The 23,585-nt window shown below is 69.4% G+C and carries 16 protein-coding genes; 11 read left to right on the top strand and 5 right to left on the bottom strand.

Going from position 1 to position 23,585, the window contains the following annotated elements; all coding sequences use genetic code 11:
- The first annotated feature begins 8 nt into the window (after nucleotides 1-8).
- Nucleotides 9-1,334, top strand: a complete 1,326-nt coding sequence (locus tag ACIRCZ_RS14600) for an O-antigen ligase family protein (protein WP_402854345.1) — start codon at nucleotides 9-11, stop codon at nucleotides 1,332-1,334.
- 10 nt (nucleotides 1,335-1,344) lie between these two features.
- Nucleotides 1,345-2,634 carry an exopolysaccharide production protein gene (locus tag ACIRCZ_RS14595; protein ID WP_055890853.1) on the top strand — a complete coding sequence of 430 codons (1,290 nt, stop codon included), beginning with the start codon at nucleotides 1,345-1,347 and terminating at the stop codon, nucleotides 2,632-2,634.
- Here the strand turns inward: ACIRCZ_RS14595 and ACIRCZ_RS14590 are convergent.
- Nucleotides 2,576-3,964 carry a lipopolysaccharide biosynthesis protein gene (locus ACIRCZ_RS14590; protein ID WP_402854343.1) on the bottom strand — a complete coding sequence of 463 codons (1,389 nt, stop codon included), beginning with the start codon at nucleotides 3,962-3,964 and terminating at the stop codon, nucleotides 2,576-2,578. The two genes, ACIRCZ_RS14595 and ACIRCZ_RS14590, sit on opposite strands and share 59 nt — an antisense overlap.
- A 79-nt stretch (nucleotides 3,965-4,043) precedes the next feature.
- Between ACIRCZ_RS14590 and ACIRCZ_RS14585 the strand changes: the two genes are divergently transcribed.
- Nucleotides 4,044-4,931, top strand: coding sequence for a glycosyltransferase family 2 protein (locus tag ACIRCZ_RS14585; protein ID WP_402854341.1), 888 nt, complete (start codon nucleotides 4,044-4,046; stop codon nucleotides 4,929-4,931).
- A gap of 15 nt (nucleotides 4,932-4,946) precedes the next feature.
- On the opposite strand, the gene ACIRCZ_RS14580 is transcribed toward ACIRCZ_RS14585, so the two are convergent.
- Nucleotides 4,947-6,818, bottom strand: coding sequence for a hypothetical protein (locus ACIRCZ_RS14580; RefSeq protein WP_402854339.1), 1,872 nt, complete (start codon nucleotides 6,816-6,818; stop codon nucleotides 4,947-4,949).
- Nucleotides 6,819-6,909: 91 nt separating this feature from the next.
- Here ACIRCZ_RS14580 and ACIRCZ_RS14575 point away from each other — a divergent pair, with 91 nt between their 5' ends.
- From ACIRCZ_RS14575 to ACIRCZ_RS14555, 5 genes are read left to right on the top strand one after another with little or no spacing between them, the layout of a single operon-like run.
- The gene (locus ACIRCZ_RS14575) at nucleotides 6,910-8,487 is read left to right on the top strand and encodes a DUF2142 domain-containing protein (RefSeq protein ID WP_402854337.1); all 1,578 of its coding nucleotides are present in this window, start codon (nucleotides 6,910-6,912) and stop codon (nucleotides 8,485-8,487) included.
- A 13-nt stretch (nucleotides 8,488-8,500) separates the two neighbouring features.
- Nucleotides 8,501-9,235, top strand: a complete 735-nt coding sequence (locus tag ACIRCZ_RS14570) for a glycosyltransferase family 2 protein (protein WP_055890836.1) — start codon at nucleotides 8,501-8,503, stop codon at nucleotides 9,233-9,235.
- A 2-nt stretch (nucleotides 9,236-9,237) separates the two neighbouring features.
- Entirely contained in the window at nucleotides 9,238-9,615 is a 378-nt protein-coding gene (locus tag ACIRCZ_RS14565; protein ID WP_055890832.1) for a DUF2304 domain-containing protein, read from the top strand.
- A 6-nt stretch (nucleotides 9,616-9,621) separates the two neighbouring features.
- Complete coding sequence (locus ACIRCZ_RS14560) at nucleotides 9,622-11,226, top strand: DUF2142 domain-containing protein (protein WP_055890827.1); 1,605 nt, start codon at nucleotides 9,622-9,624, stop codon at nucleotides 11,224-11,226.
- A 25-nt stretch (nucleotides 11,227-11,251) separates the two neighbouring features.
- The gene (locus ACIRCZ_RS14555) at nucleotides 11,252-12,943 is read left to right on the top strand and encodes a DUF2142 domain-containing protein (protein ID WP_402854333.1); all 1,692 of its coding nucleotides are present in this window, start codon (nucleotides 11,252-11,254) and stop codon (nucleotides 12,941-12,943) included.
- On the opposite strand, the gene ACIRCZ_RS14550 is transcribed toward ACIRCZ_RS14555, so the two are convergent.
- Together ACIRCZ_RS14550 and ACIRCZ_RS14545 are read right to left on the bottom strand one after the other, a co-directional pair.
- Nucleotides 12,918-13,907, bottom strand: a complete 990-nt coding sequence (locus ACIRCZ_RS14550) for a glycosyltransferase family 2 protein (protein ID WP_402854331.1) — start codon at nucleotides 13,905-13,907, stop codon at nucleotides 12,918-12,920. The two genes, ACIRCZ_RS14555 and ACIRCZ_RS14550, sit on opposite strands and share 26 nt — an antisense overlap.
- Before the next feature lie 2 nt (nucleotides 13,908-13,909).
- Complete coding sequence (locus ACIRCZ_RS14545) at nucleotides 13,910-16,387, bottom strand: glycosyltransferase (RefSeq protein WP_402854329.1); 2,478 nt, start codon at nucleotides 16,385-16,387, stop codon at nucleotides 13,910-13,912.
- A gap of 344 nt (nucleotides 16,388-16,731) precedes the next feature.
- On the opposite strand from ACIRCZ_RS14545, the gene ACIRCZ_RS14540 reads away from it, so the two are divergent.
- A complete protein-coding gene (locus tag ACIRCZ_RS14540) occupies nucleotides 16,732-17,913 on the top strand; it encodes a hypothetical protein (RefSeq protein WP_402854327.1) in 1,182 nt (393 codons plus the stop codon).
- Nucleotides 17,914-17,918: 5 nt separating this feature from the next.
- Entirely contained in the window at nucleotides 17,919-19,379 is a 1,461-nt protein-coding gene (locus ACIRCZ_RS14535) for a DUF2142 domain-containing protein (RefSeq protein ID WP_402854325.1), read from the top strand.
- An 86-nt stretch (nucleotides 19,380-19,465) separates the two neighbouring features.
- Here ACIRCZ_RS14535 and ACIRCZ_RS14530 read toward each other — a convergent pair whose 3' ends face one another.
- Entirely contained in the window at nucleotides 19,466-22,405 is a 2,940-nt protein-coding gene (locus ACIRCZ_RS14530) for a glycosyltransferase (protein ID WP_402854323.1), read from the bottom strand.
- A gap of 66 nt (nucleotides 22,406-22,471) precedes the next feature.
- Here ACIRCZ_RS14530 and ACIRCZ_RS14525 point away from each other — a divergent pair, with 66 nt between their 5' ends.
- Nucleotides 22,472-23,557 carry a glycosyltransferase family 2 protein gene (locus tag ACIRCZ_RS14525; protein ID WP_402854321.1) on the top strand — a complete coding sequence of 362 codons (1,086 nt, stop codon included), beginning with the start codon at nucleotides 22,472-22,474 and terminating at the stop codon, nucleotides 23,555-23,557.
- Nucleotides 23,558-23,585 lie beyond the last annotated feature (28 nt).

Here is a 23,585-nt window from a genome sequence, read left to right as displayed (position 1 = left end):
TTCCCAACGTGACCTCCGCTCCCACCGCTTCATCCGTCAGAGCACGCGTCGCCGCCGCCGCGTCCGGCACGGGCGTCGCGGCGTTCGCGACCCTGCTGCTGTTCACGCTGTTCGCGGGCGACTTCTGGCGGAACCTGATCAGCTGGCCGGCCTACTTCGTGCTCGCCGGGCTCCTCGCCGCCGGCAGCATCGTGATCCTGGTGCGCAGCCGCCCCGCCTTCCACTGGCGCAGGCTGCCCAGGATGCTCGTGCTGTTCCTGCTGCTGGCGACGGTCTCGATCGCGTGGTCGGCATACCCCGGCGCGAGCGCTCTCGGTGTGTTCGCCCAGTACGCGACGACAGCGGGTGCGGTGTTCCTCGCCCTCTGCCTCGACTGGTCGCAGCTGCTGCGCGTGCTGTCGAACGCGTTCCGCTGGATCCTCGGCCTGTCGCTGCTATTCGAGTTCATCGTGGCCGCGTTCGTGCGGCACCCCGTGCTGCCGTTCTGGGCGGAGTACCCCTCCGGCAAGCTGCCTGCAGCGTTCTACTGGAGCAGAGGGCTGCTCTTCCACGGCGGGCAGATCCAGGGCATCCAGGGCAACAGCAACCTTCTCGCGATGGTGGCGCTGCTCGCCGTGATCGTGTTCGCCATCCAGCTCGCCGACCGCACGGTCCGCCGCGGAGCAGGCATCACCTGGCTGGTGATCGCCGTGCTGACGCTCGGCCTCACCCGCTCCTCCACCGTCATCGTCGCCGGCCTCGCCACCGCTGTCGTCTTCGCCTTCGCGATGTGGATGCGCAGGGTCGGCCCCGACCGGCGGCGTCCCGTCTACCTCACCGCAGCGGCGCTCGTCGTGGTCGTCGGCGGGCTGCTGATCGCGTTCGCGTCGCGCATCCCGGCCCTGTTCGGCAAGAGCGAGGACCTGACGGGTCGCCTGGACATCTGGCACGCCGTGATCGGGCTCGCGCAGGAGCGCCCGGCGTTCGGCTGGGGCTGGGTGAGCTACTGGGCGCCGTGGGTCGAGCCGTTCAAGGGCCTCGCCGTCCGCAACCACGTGCAGTATCTGCAGGCGCACAACGCCTGGCTGGATGTGTGGCTGCAGCTGGGCATCGTCGGGCTGATCGTCTTCATCCTCCTGGTCGCGACAACGCTCGGCCGCTCCTGGTTCTTCGCCGTCGACCGGCCGCGCACCACCGTCGCGGACACCCAGCCGTACACCGCGCTCGGGCTGCTGCCGCTGCTGCTGATCGCCGCCCTCATCGCGCAGAGCGCCGCGGAGAGCCGCATCCTGATCGAAGCGGGCTGGGCGATGCTCGTCGTGCTCTCCGTGAAGACGAAGCAGACCACACCGTAGGATTGCGTTCATGGCCGCGACCCGTCGAACCCTGGTCCCCGTCGCGGTGACCGAGTTCCTGGGTTCTGCGCGGTTCAACTCCGCCCTGTCGCTCGTGGCCGTCGGCGTCGGATTCTCCACGCACGCGATCCGCGCGGTCATCGGCTGGCCTGGCCTCATCGGCGCTCTCGCCGTCGTCGTGGTGCTCGCCGCGCTGTCGTTCATCGCGCAGCGGAAGCTGATCGAGTGGCACGGCCTGCTGCCGATCTCGATCCTGCTGTTCGTCGGCTGGTGCGCCGTCTCCATCTTCTGGAGCACGTACCAGTGGGCGACGCTCGCCGGGGTGCTCTATCAGCTCAGCTTCGCCTTCCTGGCCGTCTACATCGCCCTGGTGCGCGATGCGATCCAGATCGTGCGAGTGGTCGGCGACGTGCTGCGGGTGCTGCTGACCGCATCCCTCGCGCTGGAGGTGCTGAGCGGCATCCTGCTCGACCTGCCGATCCGGTTCCTCGGCATCCAGGGCAACATCGCACTCGGAGGGCCGATCCAGGGATTGTTCGGCTCGCGCAATGCGCTCAGCATCGTGGCGCTGATCGCGTTCGTGACGTTCCTGGTGGAGCTCCGCACCCGCTCCGTGCGCGCGCCGCTGGCCGCGGTCTCCATCTCGCTCGCCGTGCTCTGTCTGCTCTTCGCCCACTCCCCCGTGATCGCGGCGGTGGCGGTCGTCGTCGGCCTCGCGACGCTCGCGCTGTTCGCGCTGCGCAAAGTGCCGGCCCACCAGCGGCCGTACTACCAGTGGGGCCTCGCGGTCCTGACCATCGCCGTGCTCGTCTCGGCGTGGATCTACCGCACCAGAGTGATCGACCTGCTGAACGCCAGGGCCGACTTCCAGGTGCGCTACCAGCTGTGGATCCAGATCTGGGAGCTGATCCCGGTGGAGCAGACGGTCGGCTGGGGCTGGGTGGGAAGCTGGCCGACCGAGCTGTATCCGTTCACGGCCATCCAAGCGGCCACGGGCGTCTACCACGCAGACGGCCTCAACGCGTATCTCGACGTCTATCTGCAGGTCGGCATCATCGGCCTGCTGCTCTTTGTCGCGCTGCTCGCGCTCGCGTTCGGGCGCTCCTGGCTGCTCGCATCCAACAAGCGCAGCGTCGTCTACGCCTGGGCCCCGCTCGTGCTGGTGGCGCTGCTCGTCACCAGCGTGTTCGAGAGCTCGATCCTCGTGGAGGCCGGCTGGCTGCTCCTCGTGATCTGCGCGGTCAAGGCCTCGCAGGGGATGAGCTGGCGGCTTCGGCTGGCACGGCACGACCAGAGCTGACCCGCAGCCAGACCAGGTGCACCGCGAGGCCGACCGCCGGCCCTGACGCGAGGGCGAGCGCCGCCCGGATCGGCAGGTCGATCGGGATGAACAGCACGGCGAGCGAGACGAGCGACGCCACCACCCAGCCGGTCGCGTATCCGCCGTGCAGCCCCTTGGCGAGCACGGCGGAGCCGCTGACGCAGAGCGCGCCGATCAGGCCGGACGACGCGATCAGGGCGACGAGAACCCCTGCACCCAGGTCGAACTGCTCGCCGAACACGAAGTGCATCACTGGCACGCCCCACAGCCAGGCGGCGAGGCACAGCACGACGATCACAGCGGCGATGCCGGCGATGATCGTGAGCATGGTGCGCGTGGCCCGCTCCGGATGGTGCGAGAACTGGCTGACCAGGAAGCTCGACAGCGCCATCAGGGGCACCAGGATGGGCGCGCGCGTCAGCGTGACGGCGAGCACCAGCGATCCGAGGTCCGCATGGTTCTGCGGCCCGGAGAAGAACGACAGCACCAGCGGGAAGCCGTTGATCAGGATGGCGGTCGCCGACGCCGCCAGCATCGTGCGCCCCGTGTTGGCGACGAGTGCGGAGACGCCGATGGTGACGCGCGCGTTGGCGACGAGCGCCTTCGGCGCGGAGGCGAAGACGATCGCCAGCGAGACCGGGAACGGCAGGATGACGGCGATGGCGAGAGCGACCAGGTTGTCGGTGAACGCCAGCACGGCGACGACGCCGATGACGCGCAGCACACCGTCGAGCGCGACGATGGCCGCGAGCTGCCGCCACATGCCTGCGCCGGCCATGACACCGGATGCGGCGGCCACCAGGCAGTTGAGGCCCGCGCCGATCGCGACGAACCAGGCGAGGCCGGCGTTCTGCTCTCCCAGGCTCGGCGTCGCCCAGAGCAGGCTGGTCGCCAGCACGGCGAGCACGACCACGACGGCGACCATCGCGGCGAACCGCCACATCGAGGTGCGGCGGGAGGCGGAGACGGCGCGCACTGCTGACGCGGTGCGCGCATCCACGTCGGCCTGCGCCTGCATGGCGGTCTGGGCCACCGCCCTCGTGGACTCCTGCTGCAAGCCGAAGAGGATGCCGACCACCAGGAACAGGGCGGACCAGAACACCGAGAACACGCCGTATCCCGCTGCGCCGACGGAGGTGAACACCCGCCAGGTGACCACATACCCAGCGAGCCCGGAGACGACCGTCGCTCCGAGGATCAGAGCGACCGACGAGCGCCCGCCCGACCCGGCCGGCTGAGACTCCCACTCGTCGGGGATCGGCTCGTTGAGCGGCTCGTAGCTGGTGATGGGAGACTCCAGGGGTGGCATGACAGGATGGATGCTCTGCCGCTAGGCGCGGCAGGCCAACCCTACGACGAAAAGCTCCGAGCGGACGAAACCCTCCACCGTGACCATCGACATCATGATGCCGTTCTACGGCGACCCCGAACTGTTCCGCGACGCCGTGCGCAGCGTCATCGCCCAGACCGACCAGGACTGGCGACTCGTCGTGATCGACGACGTCTACCCCGACACGGAGCCTGGCGAGTGGGTGAGCGGTCTCGGCGATGCGCGCATCCACTATCTGCGCAACGAGACCAACCTGGGCGTGAGCGGCAACTTCACCAAGTCGGTGGAGCTGGTCACCAGCGAGCACTTCGTGCTGATGGGGTGCGACGACCTGCTGGAACCCGGCTACGTGGCCAGGATGCGCGCCGCGATCGCCGCGCATCCCACCGGCGCGTACTTCCAGCCGGCGGTTACCGTGATCGGCGACGACGGCACGCAGACGCTCCCCCTCGCCGACCGGGTGAAATCCTGGTACCGGCCGTCGCACAGCACGCCGGTCGAGCTGAGCGGCGAGAAGCTGGCGGTGAGCCTGCTGCGGGGCAACTGGACGTACTTCCCGTCGATCTGCTGGCGAACGGACGCTGTCCGCCGTCACGGCTTCGACCCCGAGTTCGACGTGGTCCTCGACCTCAACCTGCAGCTCGACATCGTCCTCGACGGCGGCAGCCTCGTGCTGCTGCCCGACCACGAGTTCCGCTACCGCAGGCACGCGGGCAGCGTCTCCTCCTGGACGGCGCAGGACGGCAGCCGCTTCGACGAGGAGCGCGCGTTCTTCCTCACCGCGGCGGCGGTGCTGAAGAAGCGCGGCTGGCGCAGGGCGGCGCGCGTGTCGTCCGCGCACTGGTCGTCACGGCTCAACGCGGCGACGAAGCTTCCGTCCGCGCTGGCGAAGCGCGACGGCGCAGGGATGCGGTCGCTGCTGAGGCACATGTTCCTCGGGTGGTGACCGCGCCGCGCGCGATCACCCCGCCGTCGGTACCCGTCCCACCAGCACCGTCACGTCCACATCCGGGCAGGTCAGCGCGAGCTTCGCCGGCAGCGACTCGCTCCTGGTGTGAATGGTCACGCCATCGCCCCAGGCCTTGACGGCCGAGCACACGTCTTTCACCGACGTCGTGTCGAGGTAGTAGGAGTACGGGCGGATCGGGTCGGTGCCGCTGGTCGCCGATGCGCCGAGGAGCCAGAGGTTGGCGAAGCCGTCCGCTTTCCAGTCGAAGTATCCGACGAGCATGTTCTTCGCGTCGGCCGGGTCGTCCAGGGCGAACATCGTCGGGAGGACATCGTCGCCGGACGCGACCCCCTCTCCCGCGAGGATGTCGGCGTACGGGAGCAGGGAGCCGACGGTCGGCGGTTTGGGGAGGACGCTCGCCGCCACCGACACGATCGCGACGAGCACCCCTGCCGTCGCCGCCACCCTGGGCCAGACCGCGAGGTCGACGCGCGACAGGCGTTCCAGCACGAGACCGATCGCGACGACGAGGAGCAGGATGCCGCCGAACCAGACCAGCTTGGCCGGGTAGTAGCCCCACCAGTACGCGGCCGCCTGCACCTGCGTGCCGAGGTAGGCGTACAGCCCGGCGAAGGAGACGGACACCGTGACCACTCCGACGAGGTCGGCGCGCGTTCCCGCCGTCCGCGCAGAGACGGCGGCGATGGCGACGCAGAGGCCGATCATGATGAAGAGCAGCGCCGGCGTCACCGGCGCCATCGAGCCGCCCTGCGCGAGCGCGCCCTGGTCGCGGCGCAGGTCCCGCAGCGAGACCAGCACCCCGTATGCGAGCAGTTGCACCGCCGCGACCCCGAGGATCGTCCAGGACAGCCACCCGAGCGAGCGCGGGCTGCGCAGGATGTGGCGCACGGCCAGCACAGCGGCGAGCGCGAGCGGCACGATGGCGAGGAAGGCCCAGAGGGCGAGCAGAGCTGTCGTCATCGCGAACAGCAGCGCCACGGCGATCACCGGGGAACGGGGCGCTGCCCGCCAGGCGAGCCAGCTTCCCAGCAGGCAGGCGACGGTGGGCATCACGTTGTAGAACCCGAACTCGAACGAGAACCCAGCGACGAACCAGGATGCGATCAGCGCGGAGCCGAGGACGGCCCCGATCGCCCGGAACACCGGATGCTCCGGCCGGATCAGCTGCGCGATCACGAGACCGGCGAGCAGGCTGGTGATCACCGTCGCCAGCGCGAACGTCCCTGCCATCGCAGCGATGTCGTGCTTGAACAGGTCGGTCATCGCGATCCCGGCCCGTCCGGGCGCCATGCCTGCTGCGAGCAGGATCGCGGTCATCGGGGACGAGTTCGGGTGAAGGGACGGGATGAGACCGCGGTCGTCGAGCAGGAATCTCGCGGACACCAGGTTCCATACCGCGTCGCTGCGCATCGCCCAGGAGAGCGCGTTGCCGTCGCGCAGCGCGGGGAGGATCGCGAACACCGCCCCGACCGCGGCCGGGATCACGGCAGCGGGAAGGACTCCCCACCAGATCCTCCGGCCAGGCAGCCGCAGCCGGTCGCCGCCGGCGGCGACGAGCACCAGCCCGGCCAGGGCGATGAGGACGAAGACGAGCAGATTGCCGGTGAAGACGCCGAGTCCGATCCGGTGGAAGACCCTGATCGCGAACGCCTCGACAGCGAGCGGGACGGCGATCGCCGACACGACGCCGAGGCTCCAGCCGCCGAAGGCTGCGACCCCCGTCGCCAGGCACAGCGCGGCCGCCGCGGCCAGGATCCACACCGTCCAGCCGGCGCCGACGGCCACCAGGCCCGCGGCAACGGCGATGAGCAGCACGCCCACCACCCACCAGCGGGAAGCGGGGCGACGGGTGATATCGTCCACTTGTTCCTCTCCGATGGAACCCGGTTGTCCGAGATCCGAACCTACCTCACGCGCCGGGCCGTCGGCCATCCGAACGACGACAGGACGGTGCATGACCAAGCACGACGGGCACGTCCGGCCCGCCCGCCGCCCGATCACCGTGTTCGGCATCGCCTTCGGCCTGCTGTTCCTCCTGATGGCGAGTTTCTCCGTCGCCACCCCGCAGGGCGCGAGCCCTGACGAGCCTGCGCATGCCATTCGCGCGTACGCCGCAGCGCACGGCGAGCTCTTCGGCCCGGACTCGGCGAGCATCCCCGGCACCATCGACCAGACCGTGTCCACATACTTCGCCAAGCTCGAGTCGCACATGCCGTGCTTCAAGAGGAACGTGGCGGTCACCCCGTCCTGCGTCGCCCCCGTCGAGAACCAGGATGCGCCGACCACCGGCCACACCTCCACCACGGTCAACACCCCTGTCTTCTACGTCCTCGTCGGCTGGCCGACCGCCTTCCTCGACGGCGCGAAGGGCCTGTACGGGATGCGGCTGGTCAACGCGCTGCTCTGCTCGGCCCTGCTCGCTCTCGCGTTCACCGCCCTCCGCGCACTCCCCCGCTCCCGCTGGGCGCTGGCCGGGCTCGCGGTCGGCGTCACGCCGATGGTGCTCTTCCTCTCCGGAACGCTCAACCCGAACGGGATCGAGGTCGCCGCGTCCGCGGCCGCGTTCGCGCTCCTGCTGCTGACCTTCGGGACGCCGGCTGCCGGCAGCCGGCTGGTGCTGCGCATCCTGGGCATCGTGGCGGTGAGCCTGCTGCTGGTGAACACCAGGAGCATCGCGATGCTGTGGCTGGCGCTCGCGTTCGTGATCGCGCTGCTGCTCGGCAAGCGGGAGGTGCTGCGCACCGTGTTCCGGTCGTGGCTGACCTGGGCGGGCATCGTCGTGATCGGCGCCGTCGCTGTCGCCGCAGCGCTGTTCTATCTTCGCCCGCGCTCTCTGACCCCCGGCTATGCGCCCGTGGGGGCCGGGAGCAGTTGGTGGCAAGGCTTCTCGAACACGCTCGACGGCACGTTCAGCTTCATGATCGGCTGGATCGCGCAGTTCGGCTGGATGGAAATCCCGGCCCCGGCGCTCACGGTGGCCGTGTGGTCGACGGTCGGCGGCATGGTGATCCTGCTCGGCTCCACGCTCGGACCCCGCAACGTGAAGATCGGCGCCCTGCTGCTCGGACTGGCGATCGTGTTCGTTCCGCCGTTCTCGCAGGCCGCTGTCATCCACGACGCCGGATACATCTGGCAGGGCAGGTACACCATCGCGCCCGCCGTGCTCCTCGCGGTGCTCGCGGGGATCGGCCTCGACCACGCGCTCCCGGCAGCGGACAAGCGGCTGACCGCTGTGATGCGGGTGGCTGTCGTGCTGCTCGGCATCGCCCAGCTCGCAGCGTTCCTCTGGATGCTGCGCCGTTACGTCACCGGGCTGCAGCAGAACCTCACCTGGATCGACATGCTCAGGGCGCCGCAGTGGCAGCCGCCAGGCGGGTGGCTCCTCGTCACCGTCGTCTTCGCGATCACGACGGGACTGGCGGTGTGGCTCCTGATCAGGACGCTCAGCAGGACATGCGACAATGGGGAACCGACAGAGGCCGTCCTTCCCGACCGGCCGAGCGCACCCCCTCTGACGCCCACACCGATCTAGTACGTTGACTTCCATGCCCTTCGATCTCTCTCAGACGCTGATCGTGATGCCCGCCTTCAACGAGGAGGCATCCGTCGCAGACGTCGTCACCGAGGTCTACGCCAAACTGCCAGGCGTGACCTGCCTCGTCGTCGACGACGGCTCGACGGACGAAACTGCGCGCATCGCCAAAGAGGCAGGGGCACTCGTCGCATCCATGCCGTTCAACATGGGGGTCGGCGGCGCGATGCGCCTCGGCTTCCAGTTCGCCCGCGACAACGGCTTCTCCGTCGCCGTGCAGATCGACGCGGACGGCCAGCACGACCCTGGCAACGTCCCGTCGCTGCTCGCCGCCCTCGACGATGCCGACCTGGTGATCGGCGCCCGGTTCTCCGGGCAGGGCGACTACGAGGTCCGGGGTCCTCGCCGTTGGGCCATGAACGTGCTCTCGACGGTGCTCAGCCGCGTCGTGAACACGCGCCTCAACGACACCACCAGCGGCTTCAAGGCCAACGGCCCCCGCGCGATCGACCTGTTCGCGCACTCCTTCCCCGCCGAATACCTCGGAGACACGGTCGAGGCGCTGGTGATCGCCGCTCGCGGCGGACTGCGGGTCGCTCAGGTGCCCACCTCGATGCGGCCGAGAGCCGGCGGTCAGCCGTCGCACAACCCGATCAAGGCGGCCGTCTATCTGGCCCGCGCCTTCATCGCCCTCGTCGTCGCGCTCATGCGCCCCCGCACCGCCATCAAGGAAACGGCAACAGCCTGACCATGTCGATCACCAGCTACATCTTCGGAATCCTCGCCGCCCTGCTCACCCTCGCGGTCGTCATCGAGATGCTGCGCCGCGGCCGGATGCGCGAACGCCACGCGATCTGGTGGCTGATCGCCGGTGTCCTCGCCCTCATCATCGGCGTCTTCCCGACCATCCTGGACTGGCTGGCCGGCCTGATCGGCGTCGGAGCGCCCGTCAACCTGGTGTTCTTCGTGAGCATCGCCGTGCTGTTCCTGGTCTGCATCCAGCACAGCTCGGAACTGACCACCCTCGAGAGCAAGACCCGCACCCTCGCAGAGCGCAGCGCGCTGCACGAGCTGCGGATCGCCGAGCTGGAGCAGCGCATCGCCGCACTCAGCGACGAAAAGGAGTAACACCCGGTGAGCACCACCGACACCACGCCGTCCGCCGGCTCGCTCTCGACCCCCCAGGAACAGAGCACAAGCGAACGGCCGAGGGTCTGGCGCGCGTTCCTCGTCGTCTGGGTGCTGCTGTCCGCCCTCTGCGCCAGCTGGGCCGTCGCCACGCCGATCGGTGCGTCGCCGGACGAGCCTGCGCACATCGTGAAGGCGGCGAGCGTCGCGCGCGGCCAGTTCATCGGCACCCCGTCCGCCGACGGCCACAGGGTCACCGTCCCCGCCTACGTGGCGCGCACCCAGGACGACACCTGCTTCGCCTTCCATCAGGAGCGACCTGCCGCGTGCGGACTCGCCCCGCTCACCGACCCTGGCGCGCTCACCACGTCGTACACGACCGCCGGCCTGTACAACCCGGTGTACTACCTGCTGGTCGGCTGGCCGACGCTCCTGCTGCACGACACCTCGGGCATCTACGCGATGCGCATCGTCAGCGGCATCGTCACAGCACTGTTCGCGGCGCTCGCGTTCGCCGTGCTCTGGGGACTGCGACGGCGAGCCATCCCGGTGCTCGGCTTCGCCGTCGCCGTGACGCCGATGCTGCTGTTCCTGGGCGGCTCCGTCAACCCGAACGGCGTGGAGGCGACGGCCACTCTCGCCGTGTTCGCCGGAATCCTCGCTGTGGTGCTCGATCCCGACCGCTCCCGGTTACTGTCGCGCGCCATGATCGTGCTGGCAAGCGGGGCGGTCGCGGTGAACACCCGCGGACTCTCGCCGCTCTGGGTGCTGCTGGCAATCCTCATCCCGTTCGTGCTCGTGCCGTGGCGGACCGTGCTCGCGCTGCTGAGGAAGCCGGCGGTGATCGCCGCGGCGGTCGGCGTCGTGCTCGCCACGATCGCTGCGCTGGCCTGGACGGTCGGCACGAACTCCCTGCACAACGCCGTCGACAACCCCGACCAGACCCCGCAGAGCTTCATCGGCGTCGGCACCAACCCTCTCAGCGGTTTCTTCATCACCCTCGTGCGCACCGCGGAGTACGGCCACGGCCTGATCGGCATCTTCGGCTGGCTCGACACCCCCGCCCCTCCGGAGGTCTACTTCATCTGGGCCGCCATGATCGGCATCGTGCTCGTCGCCGCGCTCGTGCTGCTGCGATCCAGGATGCTCGTCTTCGCCTGGGTGCTCTTCGGCGCGTTCATCCTGCTTCCGCCCGTCATCCAGGCCGCGTACATCACCGGCGGCGGCGTGATCTGGCAGGGCAGGTACAACATGCCGCTGTTCCTCTGCCTGATCGTCGGCCTCGCCGTCGTGCTGGCCACGCGCATCCCCGCCGACTGGGCGACCGCGACGTGGAGGCGCTTCGCCTGGCTCGTCGTCATCGTGCTCGCCTTCGGGCAGCTCTACGCCTTCGAGAACACGCTGCGTCGATACTCTGTGACGCCGATCGGCTCGCTGAAGCAGTTCCTGTTCGGCACCCCGCCGTGGGCTCCGCCCGGCGGGAACCTGCTGTCGCTGCTGGTGTTCGCGGCGCTGGTCGTCGTTGCGTGCTGGCTGGCGCTCCGCGCTGTGCGAAGGGTCGGAGACGCCGACAAGCCGGTCACGCCGGTGGAGCCGCCTGCCGCGATCTGACCCTCCGGTCGGATATCTTTGCCTCATGGGAAACCCACAGGCGGGCGGCGACACGGTCGCGCCGACCGCCCATCCGGCCCGCAGGCGCCGCTCCATCCCGCTGACCGCGTTCTTCGGGGCCTGGGCCGTGCTGTTCGCGCTGATGACAGCGTGGGTGTTCGCGACCCCTCCCTCCGCGTCGCCGGACGAACCGGCCCACATCGTTCGCGCGGCCAGCGTCGTCCGCGGAGAGCTCGTCGGCACGCCGTCGCAGAGCGGCCACATCGTGACCGTCCCGCGCTACATCGCCGAGTCGCACGCCGTCACCTGTTTCGCGTTCAATCCCGCCGTCACCGCGAACTGCGCCTTCACGCCGAGCGCCGACCCGTGGCAGAGCGTCGAGGCGCCGACCACCGCCGGCCTGTACAACCCCCTCTACTACGCCGTCGTCGGGCTCCCGTCCCTGGTCTTCCACGACGCGGGCGGAATCTACGCCATGCGCATCCTGAGCGCCCTGCTGACGACCCTGTTCGCCGCGCTCGCGTTCGCCATCGTGTTCACGATGCGCAATCGCCGGATGCCGTTGCTCGCGTTCGCGGTTGCGGTCACTCCGATGCTCCTGTTCCTCGGCGGCTCGGTCAACCCGAGCGCCGTCGAGGCGACGGCCACGCTCGCCGTGTTCTGCGGGATGCTCGCGATCACCCTCTCCCCCGATCCGGCCCGTCTCACCGGCCGGGCGGTCGTGGTGATGGCCGGAGCGGTCGTGGCCGTCAACTCCCGCGGCCTCTCGCCGCTGTGGGTGGCGCTCGCCCTCGTGATCCCGCTGCTGCTGCTCACCGATCGGGATGCGCTGGTCGCCCTGCTCAGGCGACGCGCCGTCATCGTGCTGATCGCCGTCGTCGCAGCCGGCACCATCGCTGCCGGCCTGTGGACGGTCGGCACCAACTCGCTGGCGAACGCCATCGAGCATCCCGACCAGGCGCTCTCCTTCCCCGGCATCGGCTCGTCGCCGCTCGTCGGCTTCCAGAAGGTCTTCATCGGCACGATCGGATACAGCCAAGGCCTCGTCGGCCTGTTCGGCTGGCTCGACACCCCCGCACCGGACGTCGTGCTCTACCTGTGGGGGCTCGCCATCGGCGCCGTCGCGGTCGGCGCGGTGGTCGTGCTCCGGCGCCGCCGCCTGCTCGTCGCGTGGCTGCTCGTCGCCGCCTTCCTGCTCTGCCCTGCGCTGGTGCAGGCCGCGTACATCCACGGCGGAGGGATGATCTGGCAGGGACGGTACAACCTGCCACTGTTCCTCTGTCTCGTCGTCGGCCTGGCCGCGCTGCTCGGCGACACCGCGTTCGTGCGCGCGTCGTACGCCTGGCGGCGCATCGCCGTGATCGTGGTGGTCGGCGCTGCCGGCGCGCAGTTCTGGGCGTTCGAGGCGACGCTCCGCCGCTACGCGGTGGGGTCCAACGGCTCGATGCGCACCTACCTGTTCGGGCAGCCGGCGTGGGCTCCTCCCGGCGGGGTCTGGCTCTGGCTGGCCGTCTTCGCCGTGCTGCTCGTTGCGGCAGCTGCGCTGCTGCTGCACGTTTCCGCGTGGTCGCGGCAGCCGGAGGAGGTCGTGGATGCTGTCGCGGCGTCCCCGGCGCTCGAGGAGGAACAGCCGCGACGTCAGGACGAGGCGCTTCAGCAGCCGGAGGCGCAGCAGGAACCCCAGCCGAGCCTCACGCCGGCTGGAACAGGTCTCTGACCACGTCCATCCACCCCTGGCTCGCCAGCCGCGGGTAGTCGCCGGCCGTCGCGAGCCGCAGCACAGGGACGAACCGCCGCAGCCGGTTGGCGGGAAGAGCAGCGCGCGTCGCCTCGAACTCCGCTTTGCGCTCGGCGAGCGCGGCCTTAGAAGAGTCGACGCCGTCCGCTCCCAGCAGGCTGTCGGCCAGGATGCGCGACCGCTCGGCGAGCATCCTGTTGCGGTCGCCTCGCGCCCCGAGCACGCGGCGGATCTTGTGACCGATGGTCGGGTCGCCGGCGCCGATCTGGTTGGCCGCGTGCCGCCGGTAACGAGTCAGCGGCTCCTCGCTGAGGTCGAGCCTGTCGCGCGCGGCGGCCTGGATCGCCAGCCACTCGTCGTGCACCCACGCGGCGGGGAACGGTCCGCACGCCGCCACGAGGTCGCGGTGCACCATCGCCGTCGCGCCCGTCGCGATGTTGCGGCGGACGAAGACGGAGAAAGCCCGGCCGGAGTGGACGGCCTGCCGATCCTCGTCCGACACCTCCAGCGCTCCGAAGATCGTTCCTCCCGTCGGGGCGCCGTCGTCGTCGATCAGGGTGGCGTCCGTGTGCAGGAAGCCGAGCCCCGGCCGCGCGTCGAACATCCCGGCCAGCTTCTCCAGCTTGCGCGGCTCCCACTCGTCGTCCTGGTCGCACAGCGCGATCAGCTCGCCGGTGGATGCGCGCAGCGCCTGCTCGAAGTTCGCCGTGACTCCCAGCGGCGCCTCGTTGCGCAGAACGACGACCTCCGGGTTCCATCCCGTGGCCGCCTCGTGCGCCCGCAGCTCCTCCTCCAGCATCGCGATCGTCGCGTCCGTCGAGCCGTCGTCGGAGACGACGATCTGCATCGGGGGAACCGTCTGCGCGAGCACACTCGCGAGCTGCCTGCGGATGTACCTCGCGCCGTTGAACGTGCAGAGCGCGACGGAGATCGTGCGCGCCACGGTCAGCGTCTCCCCAGCCTGCTCCGCACCTTCTTGGCCACCACGGCCGGCCCGCCGTTCTTCATGTAGTGGAAGAACAGGCCGACGTCGTGACGGATGCCGTGCTTCTTGCGCCTGGTCGTCGTCTTGCGCGGTGCGCCGCCTGCGCCGACGACGCCCTTCGCGACCAGGTCGGCCGCGTGCCGGGGGTCTGCGACGAAGTCCACCAGCGGAGCGAGCACCACGTTCCAGAAGTAGCGCTTCCGCACCCGCTGGATGTTGCGCTTGGCCGACGCGATGAACTTCTCGTCGTACAGCACGGTCTCGAGGGCCGCTGCGAGCGCATCCACGTCGCCGGACGGGACGACGACACCGAGCTTCTCCTCCTCGACCAGCTGCGCGAAGTGGTCGCCGGCTGTGACGACCATCGGCAGCCCTGCCCAGAGGTAGTCCAGGATGCGCGTGCGGAACGAGAACGTCGTCTCGACGTGCGAGAAGTGGGTGCTGACGCCGGCGTCCGCCTCGGTGAGGTAGTTCTGCCTGTCGGCGTAGTCGACCCAGGAGCTGTTGAAGAAGACGGACCTGTCGAGCACGCCGAGGTCCTGGGCGAGCCCGCGCGACTCCGCGACGATCGCCATCTCCGGAACACCGGGATGCGGGTGCTTGGTGCCCTGGAAGAACAGGCGGACGTCGTCGTGGGTCTCCGACAGCTTCGCAACAGCGCTGATCAGCGACTTGGGGTCGAACCAGTTGTAGAGGCCGCCGCTCCAGAGCAGGAGCTTGTCGTCTGCGCCGATGCCGGGAAGGACTCCCTTCAGCACATCCCGCTCGTGCGCGGGCGGCGTCTCGGAGAGCCCGAACGGCACCACGTCGATGAGGTGGTCGAGGTCGGGGTCGTCCGCGTAGTTGGCCGGGTTGATGCGGCCGAGGGCGGCGAGCTGACCGAGGTAGAAGTGGCGCTGACGTTCGGAGGCGCAGAGGAAGAAGTCGCCGCGTTCGAGCTGCTCGTTGAGCACGTCGGTCGCGTCGCCGACCTGCTTGTCCCACTGTTCGCGGCCGAGCTCCTTGCCCTGTTCGAGCTGTTCGAGGTGCATCGGGTCGTAGACGTCGGCGACGATGATCTTGTCGGTCTTGCGCAGGCTGTCGAACAGCGCCATCGCGAGCCCCTGGAAGACGATCACGTCGCTCTCGCGTTCGAGCTTGCGCATCGACCGGTCATCGCCCGGGCGGATGTGCACGATGTCGAACGGCGCGGACACCGGCTCGACGCCGGACAGCGAAACCAGGGTCACCAGATTGTCCTTCGCGAGCGCCTCCGCCATGCTCCACGCGCGGATCGCCGGACCGGCCATCTTGACGCCGATCGGGTCGCCCGTGATGATCAGCACGCGGGTGACATCCGGGCTCTCCGTGACGGGGAACGCCGTGACGAGCTTGTCGTATCCCTCGAGGTAGTGCTCCGCCGTGTACGACGGGGCGTCGGTCTCGCCGAACAGCGACCAGATGCGGCTGTCGGAGACGACCCTGGTGCGCTGGATCTGCTCGCGCGACTCGACCAGCGACGGCAGGTGCTCCACGAACTGGTCGATCGCGTACACGGCGGCGACGGTCTCCTTCGAGATCTCCATCGTCGGGTCGTTGGATGCGCCCTTGCGCAGGTCGAACGAGGTCGAGTCGAGCTCGCCCTTCGCCACGCCACGGCGCACGGTGAGCGCGAGCGTCGCCGGCAGGGCGTTGGCGAGCGCCTCGTCGCCCAGGTTCTTGTACTGCGTGAACAGCGCGTTCCGCTCCAGGAGGTATGTCTCCTTGAAGGCGCCGAACGACGACATGGATGCGTGGTGCTTGTGATACGCCAGCGAGGCGGGCTCGTAGACGTACCGGTGGCCCATCAGGTTGAGCCGCCAGCCGAGGTCGACGTCCTCGAAGAACATGAAATAGCGCTCGTCGAACCCGCCGAGCTGCTCGTACACCGAGCGGCGGACGAACATCGCGGAACCCGTGCCGAACAGCACGTCGTGCGGCACGTCAGGCGTGCTCGGCACCGGCTGTGCGGTGAGCGGCTTGTACCCCTGGCCGAACCAGGTCATCGCCGACCCGATGAAGTCGACGTTCTGCCCCTCCCAGTCGAGCACGCGGCTGGCGACGGCGCCGACCGACGGGCTGGACTCGAAGCGCTCGACGGCGGCGCGCACCCACGCTGCATCCGGCTTGGCGTCATTGTTGAGGAAGGCGACGTACTCGCCGCTCGCCTCCTTGACGCCCAGGTTGCATCCCCCGGCGAACCCGAGGTTCGACTTCGACTCGATCAGCAGCACGTGCGGCGCCGCAGCCCGGATGCGCGCGGCGCTGTCGTCGCCTGAGGCGTTCTCGACCACCACGATCTCGAGCCGGTCGGCCGGCCAGTCGAGGCGGCCGAGGTGTTCGATGGCGGTGAGCGTGTCGTCTGTTCCCCGGAAATTGACGAGGACGACCGAGACGACCCCTGGTCGCGTTGCAGGCATACGGTCCTTTCGCATGGGCGTGTGCGCCCGCCAGCTTACCAAGGCGGGCTGTGGCGGCCGCGTCGCCCGTGCCTCCCAGCGACTGATTGCTAAGCTGGCGCAGTTCGCCGCCCGGTGCGATCCACCGGTGAGACCCACGAGCGTAAGGCCGCATCATCAGCATCGACATCGAGTCCGAAGCCCCTGCGGGGCGACGCGGGTTCTTCGCGCGCCTGTTCTCGCGGAGCGCCATCGCGCCCGCCCTGCTCATCATCGCCTCCCTGCTGGTCGGCATCGTCCAGGTCCCTGGCCACCGCGGCGTCTCGCCCGTCGACGAGTACGTCTACATCGACTACTTCGCCAAGATGGGGCATGAGTTCACCGTTCACCGCGGGGAGCCGACGGGCACGTACGCCCGTCAGCAGCTGGGCTGCCGCGGTCTGCGCCTGCTCGCCCCGTCTCCCGATGCCCGCTGCGACCTCTCGAACGCCAAGAACGCCGAGCTGTTCCCGTTCCACGGCGCGACCTCGGCGTACATCTACACCCCGCTCTACTTCGGCATCACCCGGGTGATCGCCGAGCCACTGGTCTGGCTCGGCGTCGACCTGGTGGATGCCGGCCGGTTCGTCGGCGCGATCTGGCTGGCCGCCGCCGCCCTGTTCCTGTACCTCGCGCTGCGACGGCTGAAAGTGCATCCGGTCGCCGCGACGGGCGTCGGCCTGCTGATGATCGGCTCGCTGCCCGCGTACTGGTCGAACACCTACATCAGCACGGATGCGACCGCCCTGTTCGCCGGCGGGCTCATGCTCTATCTCGCCACCGTCGCCGATCGCCGCAGAGGGTACGTGTGGTTCGCGGCAGGCGCGGCGTTCGTGACCATGCTGAAGGTGCAGAACCTCGCGGCCGTCGCAGCCGCCGTGTTCTTCCTGATCATCCGCGCCGCCATCGACGCCTACCGCAACCGCACCTCCAAGGCCGGCTGGATCGGCCGGACGTTCGCCGACGGGCGGACCATCACCGGCATCGTCTCCGTTGTCGTCTCGATGGTGCTGCAGCTCGCCTGGACCGTCTACTCGTCGGTCACGGCGGTCGGACCAGCACCGGACATGGGCAAGGTCCGGCCGCTCGGGATCACCTCCCTCATCCTGCAGTCCGGCCTCTTCATCGACGGCTCAGCACGTGGCGTCGGGGACACCACCACGTTCCTCAAGGGCCCTGGGCTCATCTCGAACTACGCGGTCGCCTGGGTCACCATCGCCGGGGTCATCGGCCTGCTCATGGTCGCGCGCTGGGGCGGCCGCCGCGCCGCTGTCGCGTGGGCGACCTTCGCTGCAGCCGTCATCTCGGCGCCGCTGCTGTCGATCGTGACGTATGCAGCCCTCGGCACATATCCGGATCCGCCGCCCGCGCGCTACGGCATCTCGCTCATCCCGTTCTTCCTCGCCTGTGCAGCCCTGCTGCTGGCGAAGCGGCCCGTGCCGCGCTGGATCATGGCGGGCGTCGGCGCGTTCGTGTTCCTCGCATCCCTGTTCATCCCGCAGGGGTGACGGGGATGCGGTTCCCTCTGAGACTGTTCGCTGCGGTCTTCTGCACCCTGTTCGTGCTGCTCACCGCCTGGTCTCTCGCGACGCCGATCTACTCGGTGCCGGACGAGGCGTCGCACACGGTGCGGGCGACAACGGCCGCGCGCGGCGAGATCGTTGGCGACAACAAGTACTTCGAGGCCCCTGCCTACCTCTACATCCCCGGCGCGGGCAGCTGCTTCGCCGGGCAGCCGACCGTCACGCCCGCCTGCGTCGGCAGCTCGAACGCCTCCCCTGGCGAGCAGAAGCGCCTGATCACCACCGCATACACGAACAGCCCCGTCTACTACGTGGTGGTCGGTCTCCCGTCCCTGGTGTTCTCCGGCGAGACGGCCATCCACGCCATGCGCATCTTCTCCGGCGCCATCGTCGCAGCGCTTCTCGCCGTGCTCGCCGCGCTGGTGCGCTGCTGGCCAGGCGCGCGCTGGGCGCTGCTGCTCCCCGTCGGCGCGCTGACCCCGATGGTGTTCTTCCTCGGCGGTGCCATCAACCCGAACGGCGTCGAGCTGGCGTCCGCCGGCGCGCTCCTGGTGTCCCTGCTCACCATCGCCAGGCACCGCCCTGCCGGGTGGCTGCTCTGGCTGTCGTCCGTCACCGCCATCGTCTCGGCCGCCCTCGTGACCGGCGGCCGCAGCCTCGGGATGCTGTGGCTCCTCCTCATCGCCGTGTCGGTCGTGCTCGCCATGCGCGGGGCGGACTGGCGGTATCTGGTTCGGCGCGCATCCACCTGGGTCGTGCTGGCGCTGCTGGCCGTCGTCGGAGCCGGCCAGCTGTTCTGGTTCACTCGTCCGGAGAACCAGGTGAAGGCGCAGATCGAGCCGACGCCCGGCAGCCTGTTCACCGTGGCGCAGACGGTACTGGAGAACACCTTCTCGTACGCGAAGCAGCTGATCGGGCTGTTCGGCACGGTCGATGTTCCTGCGCCGGACGGGGTGATCGCGGTCTGGTTCGGAGTGCTCGGCCTGCTGGTGCTGCTGCCGATCGTGCTCGGACGCGGCAGGGAGCGCTGGATCGCGCTCGGCTTCTCCGTCGCCCTCGTCATCATCCCCGTCATCGTGCAGGTCGCGCTGTGGCGGCAGGTGGGCGACGTCTGGCAGGGACGTTACATGCTGGCGATCGTGCTCGTGCTGGCGATCTGGGGCGGTATGGCGCTCGACAATGCGGAGATCGGCGTCGGCTCGCGCAACACGGTCGCGTCGCTGCGCGCGGCGGCTGTCGTGCTCGCGCTCGGTCAGCTCGCCGCGTTCGCGTTCACGCTCCGCCGTTACGCTACCGGCTCCACCTCCTGGACCGCGGCCTTCTTCACCCCCACCTGGCAGCCCCCTGGCGGAGTCATCCCCCTCACGCTCGCCGTCCTCCTCGCCCTCACCTTCTTCGTCGTCGCCACCTACCGCGCCCTCCCCCGCCTCCTGACTCCCGTCCCCCGATAATCGAGCCGGGAGTTATACAGGCGACACGCCGCTGACGGCGTGCACAAGTCCCGACTCGATGGTCGAGGTTGGGCGGCAGGGCCGGGTCAGGGGGCGACGGTGCGAGGGGAGGAGGAAGGGATGGCGTTGGCCTCCGGGTCGCAGAGGTAGTCGTAGAGGTGGTCGAGCGCCGCATCCCAGTCGGAGTGGGCGACGTCGATGGTCTGGATGCCCGCGGCCTGGATGGCGCGACGCTTCTGCGCATCCTGCACCAGCTCGTCGATCCCGGCCACGACATCGTCGTAGGTCATCATCGTGGTGCGCGCGTTCTCGTCCGGGTGGAACAGCCAGCGGAACCAGTCGGAGTCAGGAGCGACCATCGCCACGCCGCTCGCCATCAGTTCGAGCGGCAGGTAGGACGGGTGCCGAGAGATCTGCATCGTGACGCCGATGTCCGTCTCGCGGTACAGCCGGCCCGTCGCACGGTAGTCGAGCAGACCGAGGTCGATGAAGTCGGCGCTCGGCGGCAGATACTTGGCGCCGGCGGCGATGATCCGCACCCGGTCGCCGTGCCTGCGCTTGACCTCGCTGAGCGCGGCGAACACCAGCTCCCAGCAATTGCGGAAGTGGTCGCGGGCGTATGCGAAGATCGTCACCGGCTCGTCGTCACCGCGTTCGCGGCGGCCGACAGGGTGGTAGATGCCTCTGTCCACCGCCGGCGTGAAGTAGGTGGCCGTGCCGCCGTACCCTCCGGCGTAGATGTCGTGCATGCTCTCGGTGTTGCAGATGCCGTACAGACCGAGCTTGTATGTCTGCTCCGTCATCGCGAACAGCGTGCTCGCCGGATAGAACGACGGCTCGTAGTCCTGGATGAGGTAGAACTTGCGCGGTGTGCCAGGCGTCTTGGCAACATCCACGGCCGTCAGCCAGAACGTCGCGATGGCGACATCGGCGGGAGGGACGGCCGCGATTCCGTCGTCGTCTCCGTAGTAGTTGCCCACCTCCGAGCCGGCCAGGCCGGGGAAGGCGGCGACGATCGCCGACTCGTAGAACTCGTTGTTCGGGTGCCCGTTGACCAGGAAGCGGTTGACGACGCCGTGCTCGCGCGCGAGCTTGTCCGCGATGCGCAGCGTGGTGTTGACCCCGCCGAAGAACGGCATGTCGAAGCCGGGCAGCAGCCAGTTGATCGTGCGCACCTCACGGTGCCCTGTGGTGGATGCGTGCGTCGAGACGACGGCGGCGACCTCCTCAGCGGAGATGGTCGCGAGCGACATGAGCGCCGTCGCGTCCTCGGAGATGGTCGACTTCTGCGCGTCGGAGGCGAACTCGCGGCCGAGTCCGGCCATCGCGAGCTGCAGCGGAGACGGGTCGTCCGCCGCGGCGAAGCGCGGGACCTCGGTGAGCCTGCACAGGTTGGGCGACGAGTACGGGTCGCCCGCGGCGAGCCACGGGTGGTAGCGCCAGTAGCTCGCGAACGAGTCAGCGCGCGGGGCGTGGGCGCCGCGGGTCAGCGACTCGAAGTGGCGGACGGCGTCGAACGGGATGACGACGTTGCGCCTGCCTCTGATGATCTGGTCGAGGCCGAGCACCACGTCGCTGCCGGTGAGCTGGAAGCGTTCGTCGAACCCGCCGACGTCGAACAGCTCGCGGCGGATCGCGACGCAGGCGGCGGTGACCGCAAGCGCGTTGCGGTACCAGCGGACAGGGCCGAGCAGGCTGTCGTCGTCCGGGCGCATCCCGGCGAACAGGTTGGCGGCGAACCCGCCTGGGCCGAGCATCACACCGCCGTGCTGCACCAGCCCGTCGGCCGTCCTGTGCTGGTAGCCCACCGTGCCGACACCTTCGCGGTGCAGCATCCCCACCATTTCGCGCAGCCAGTCAGGGTCGACGATCTCGGTGTCGTCGTTGAGGAACACCAGCACGTCGCCATCGGTGGATGCGGCCGTGACGGTGTTCACGCGGGAGTAGTTGAACGGCTCCTCGTCCCACCAGACGTGGCGCACCGGGATTCCGGCGTCGAGCTCCGCGTACCAGGACTCGTGCTCCTCCGTCTCTCCCCCGTTGTCCACGATGGTGACGTCGAAGGAGGGGTAGTCGGTGCTCGCCAGGCTGGGCAGCAGCCGCTCCAGGTTCGCCGTCGAGTGCTTGGTGGGAATGACGATGGACACGCTCGGCCAGGTCTCCAGCTCGAACGCGACCCGCACGATCCCGTTGCTGACCTGGGCGGTCGCGGCTTCTCCCCGTTCGCGCAGGCAACGCTGCACCATGGCGGCGTCCGCCTCCGTCGCGCCGCGGATCGGACCGGCGGGCGTCGACAGCAGGATGTGCGGGATGAGGCCGACCACCGCATCCGACAGCTCTGTGCCGAGCAGCAGCTTCCAGATGCCGTGCGAGTCGAGGGTCGCGCTGTCGTCGGCGCTGGCCGCTGACGTGCGGATGGCGAACGCGCGCCCGAGGTAGTTGACGCCGAGCATGATCTCTGGCGACCAGGTGGGCCTGAACCGCGGAGAGACGCGCTCGCCCGTGCTCGTCACCTGGTCCGTGTCGAACGCGATGACGCGGCGCACGGGGTCGACCCTGTGCTCCTTCGCGACCTGTTCGAGCGCTGCGGGGTCCAGCACGGAGCCGGACGTGAGGAACAGAGCGAAGTGCTCGTCCGCTCCGTCGAGCAGTTCGGCGAGCGGTGTGCCGGAGACAGCGACCACGGTGCGGGCCGTGACGGTGCGCTGAGCCTCGACGCTCGCGACCGTCGCGTCGACCGCACTGGTCTCCCGCTCATCCGGATGCGCGCTCGTCTCGACCACGACGACGAAGGTCGTCTCCTGCTGGTCGCTCGGCAGCGGTTCGAGGGCCGGCTGCTCCGCGCGCCACTGCGCGTAGTCGGTGAGCCCCGGCCCCTCGTGGCCGACCTCCGCCTGCGGCGCGCTGAGCGTGTCGCGGAAACTGCGGGCCGCGCCACGGGTTGCGCGGAGAACACGACGAGGTGCGGATTCGGGCGGAAGCATCGATCGGAACGCGCGTCCGGCACTGTCCTTCCAGGTGTTCATCCGGGCAAGTCTAGCGGCGGAGCCGAGGCGACCGGTCATCTAGACTGTGCGGCGAGGAGGCAGCGAGTGAAGTTGGCGATGACCCTGATGGTGCGCGACGAAGTCGACATCGTCGGTGCGATGCTCGATCACCACCTCCGGCAGGGCGTCGACGTGATCATCGTGACCGACAACGGCTCCGTCGACGGCACATACGAGCTGTTGCAGGGCTATGCGGAGCGCGGCGTCGTCGACCTGCGCAGCGATCCTGTGCACCAGAAGCAGCAGGGCGTCACCGTCACCCGCATGGCCCGCGAGGCCAAGACCGTGCACGGCGCGGACTGGGTGATCAACGCCGACGCCGACGAGTTCTGGCTGCCCGTTCGGCACGGGATCACGCTCAAGGAGGCGTTCGAGAACATCCCGGTGGACATCCAGGCGTTCGACGTGCCCGTGCACGACATGATCGGCCCAGCCGCCATCGCCGGTTCCGGCCTGCAGCGTCTCGCGTACCGCGACCTGCGTTCGGTGGATGCGCTTCAGCGCGTCGGTCTCAAAGCACACGCCACCCACGACGCGGCCCACATCGGCGACGCAGAGGTCGAGGTCGTGCAGGGCAACCACTTCGTCAGCCTGGAGAACCGCGGGCAGGTCCCAAGGGGCTTCGAGGTCGAGGTGCTGCACTTCCCGTGGCGCTCCTGGGAGCAGTACAGCCGCAAGGTGCGGAACGCAGGAAGCGCGTACGAGAACTCGCCCGACCTCACCCCCAGCCCCAACCACCACGGGATGCGCGACTACCGGCGCCTGCTCGACGGCGTGCTCTTCCCCCTCTATCTCTGCCGCCACCCTGACGACGCAGAGCTCGCAGCGGGGATCGCCTCCGGAGAGTACGTGCCGGACACCCGCATCGCCGACTCGGTCGCCTCCCCCGTGGCCGACGTGCCGGTCGACGACGCGGCCGTCGCTGAGGCGCGGGCGATCGGCCTGGCCATCGCCGACCTGGACAGGCGCGTCTCCGCCGCCGACGCGCAGGCGACAGGGCTGGAGCGCGAGGTCGACACATTGCGCGAGGAGAATCGCGCCCTGCGAGAGTTCATAGACCGCCTCACCTCCCGCCGCATCGTGCGCATCGCGGACGGCGCTGCAAGGATGCTCGGCCGCGGACGCCGCTGAGCCCCCCGCTGAGCTGACGGGATCACAC

Source organism: Leifsonia sp. NPDC102414 (genome assembly GCF_044765685.1).
In the GTDB taxonomy this organism is placed as follows: domain Bacteria; phylum Actinomycetota; class Actinomycetes; order Actinomycetales; family Microbacteriaceae; genus Leifsonia.
This window is presented reverse-complemented; position numbering and strand designations above follow the sequence as displayed.

Coding starts and splice junctions, on each gene's coding strand:
- ACIRCZ_RS14540 (WP_402854327.1), top strand. CDS start 16,732: ATGGGGCATGAGTTCACCGTTCACCGCGGGGAGCCGACGGGCACGTAC.
- ACIRCZ_RS14545 (WP_402854329.1), bottom strand. CDS start 16,387: ATGCCTGCAACGCGACCAGGGGTCGTCTCGGTCGTCCTCGTCAATTTC.
- ACIRCZ_RS14570 (WP_055890836.1), top strand. CDS start 8,501: ATGCCCTTCGATCTCTCTCAGACGCTGATCGTGATGCCCGCCTTCAAC.
- ACIRCZ_RS14530 (WP_402854323.1), bottom strand. CDS start 22,405: ATGAACACCTGGAAGGACAGTGCCGGACGCGCGTTCCGATCGATGCTT.
- ACIRCZ_RS14590 (WP_402854343.1), bottom strand. CDS start 3,964: ATGCCACCCCTGGAGTCTCCCATCACCAGCTACGAGCCGCTCAACGAG.
- ACIRCZ_RS14535 (WP_402854325.1), top strand. CDS start 17,919: ATGCGGTTCCCTCTGAGACTGTTCGCTGCGGTCTTCTGCACCCTGTTC.
- ACIRCZ_RS14565 (WP_055890832.1), top strand. CDS start 9,238: ATGTCGATCACCAGCTACATCTTCGGAATCCTCGCCGCCCTGCTCACC.
- ACIRCZ_RS14555 (WP_402854333.1), top strand. CDS start 11,252: ATGGGAAACCCACAGGCGGGCGGCGACACGGTCGCGCCGACCGCCCAT.
- ACIRCZ_RS14575 (WP_402854337.1), top strand. CDS start 6,910: ATGACCAAGCACGACGGGCACGTCCGGCCCGCCCGCCGCCCGATCACC.
- ACIRCZ_RS14595 (WP_055890853.1), top strand. CDS start 1,345: ATGGCCGCGACCCGTCGAACCCTGGTCCCCGTCGCGGTGACCGAGTTC.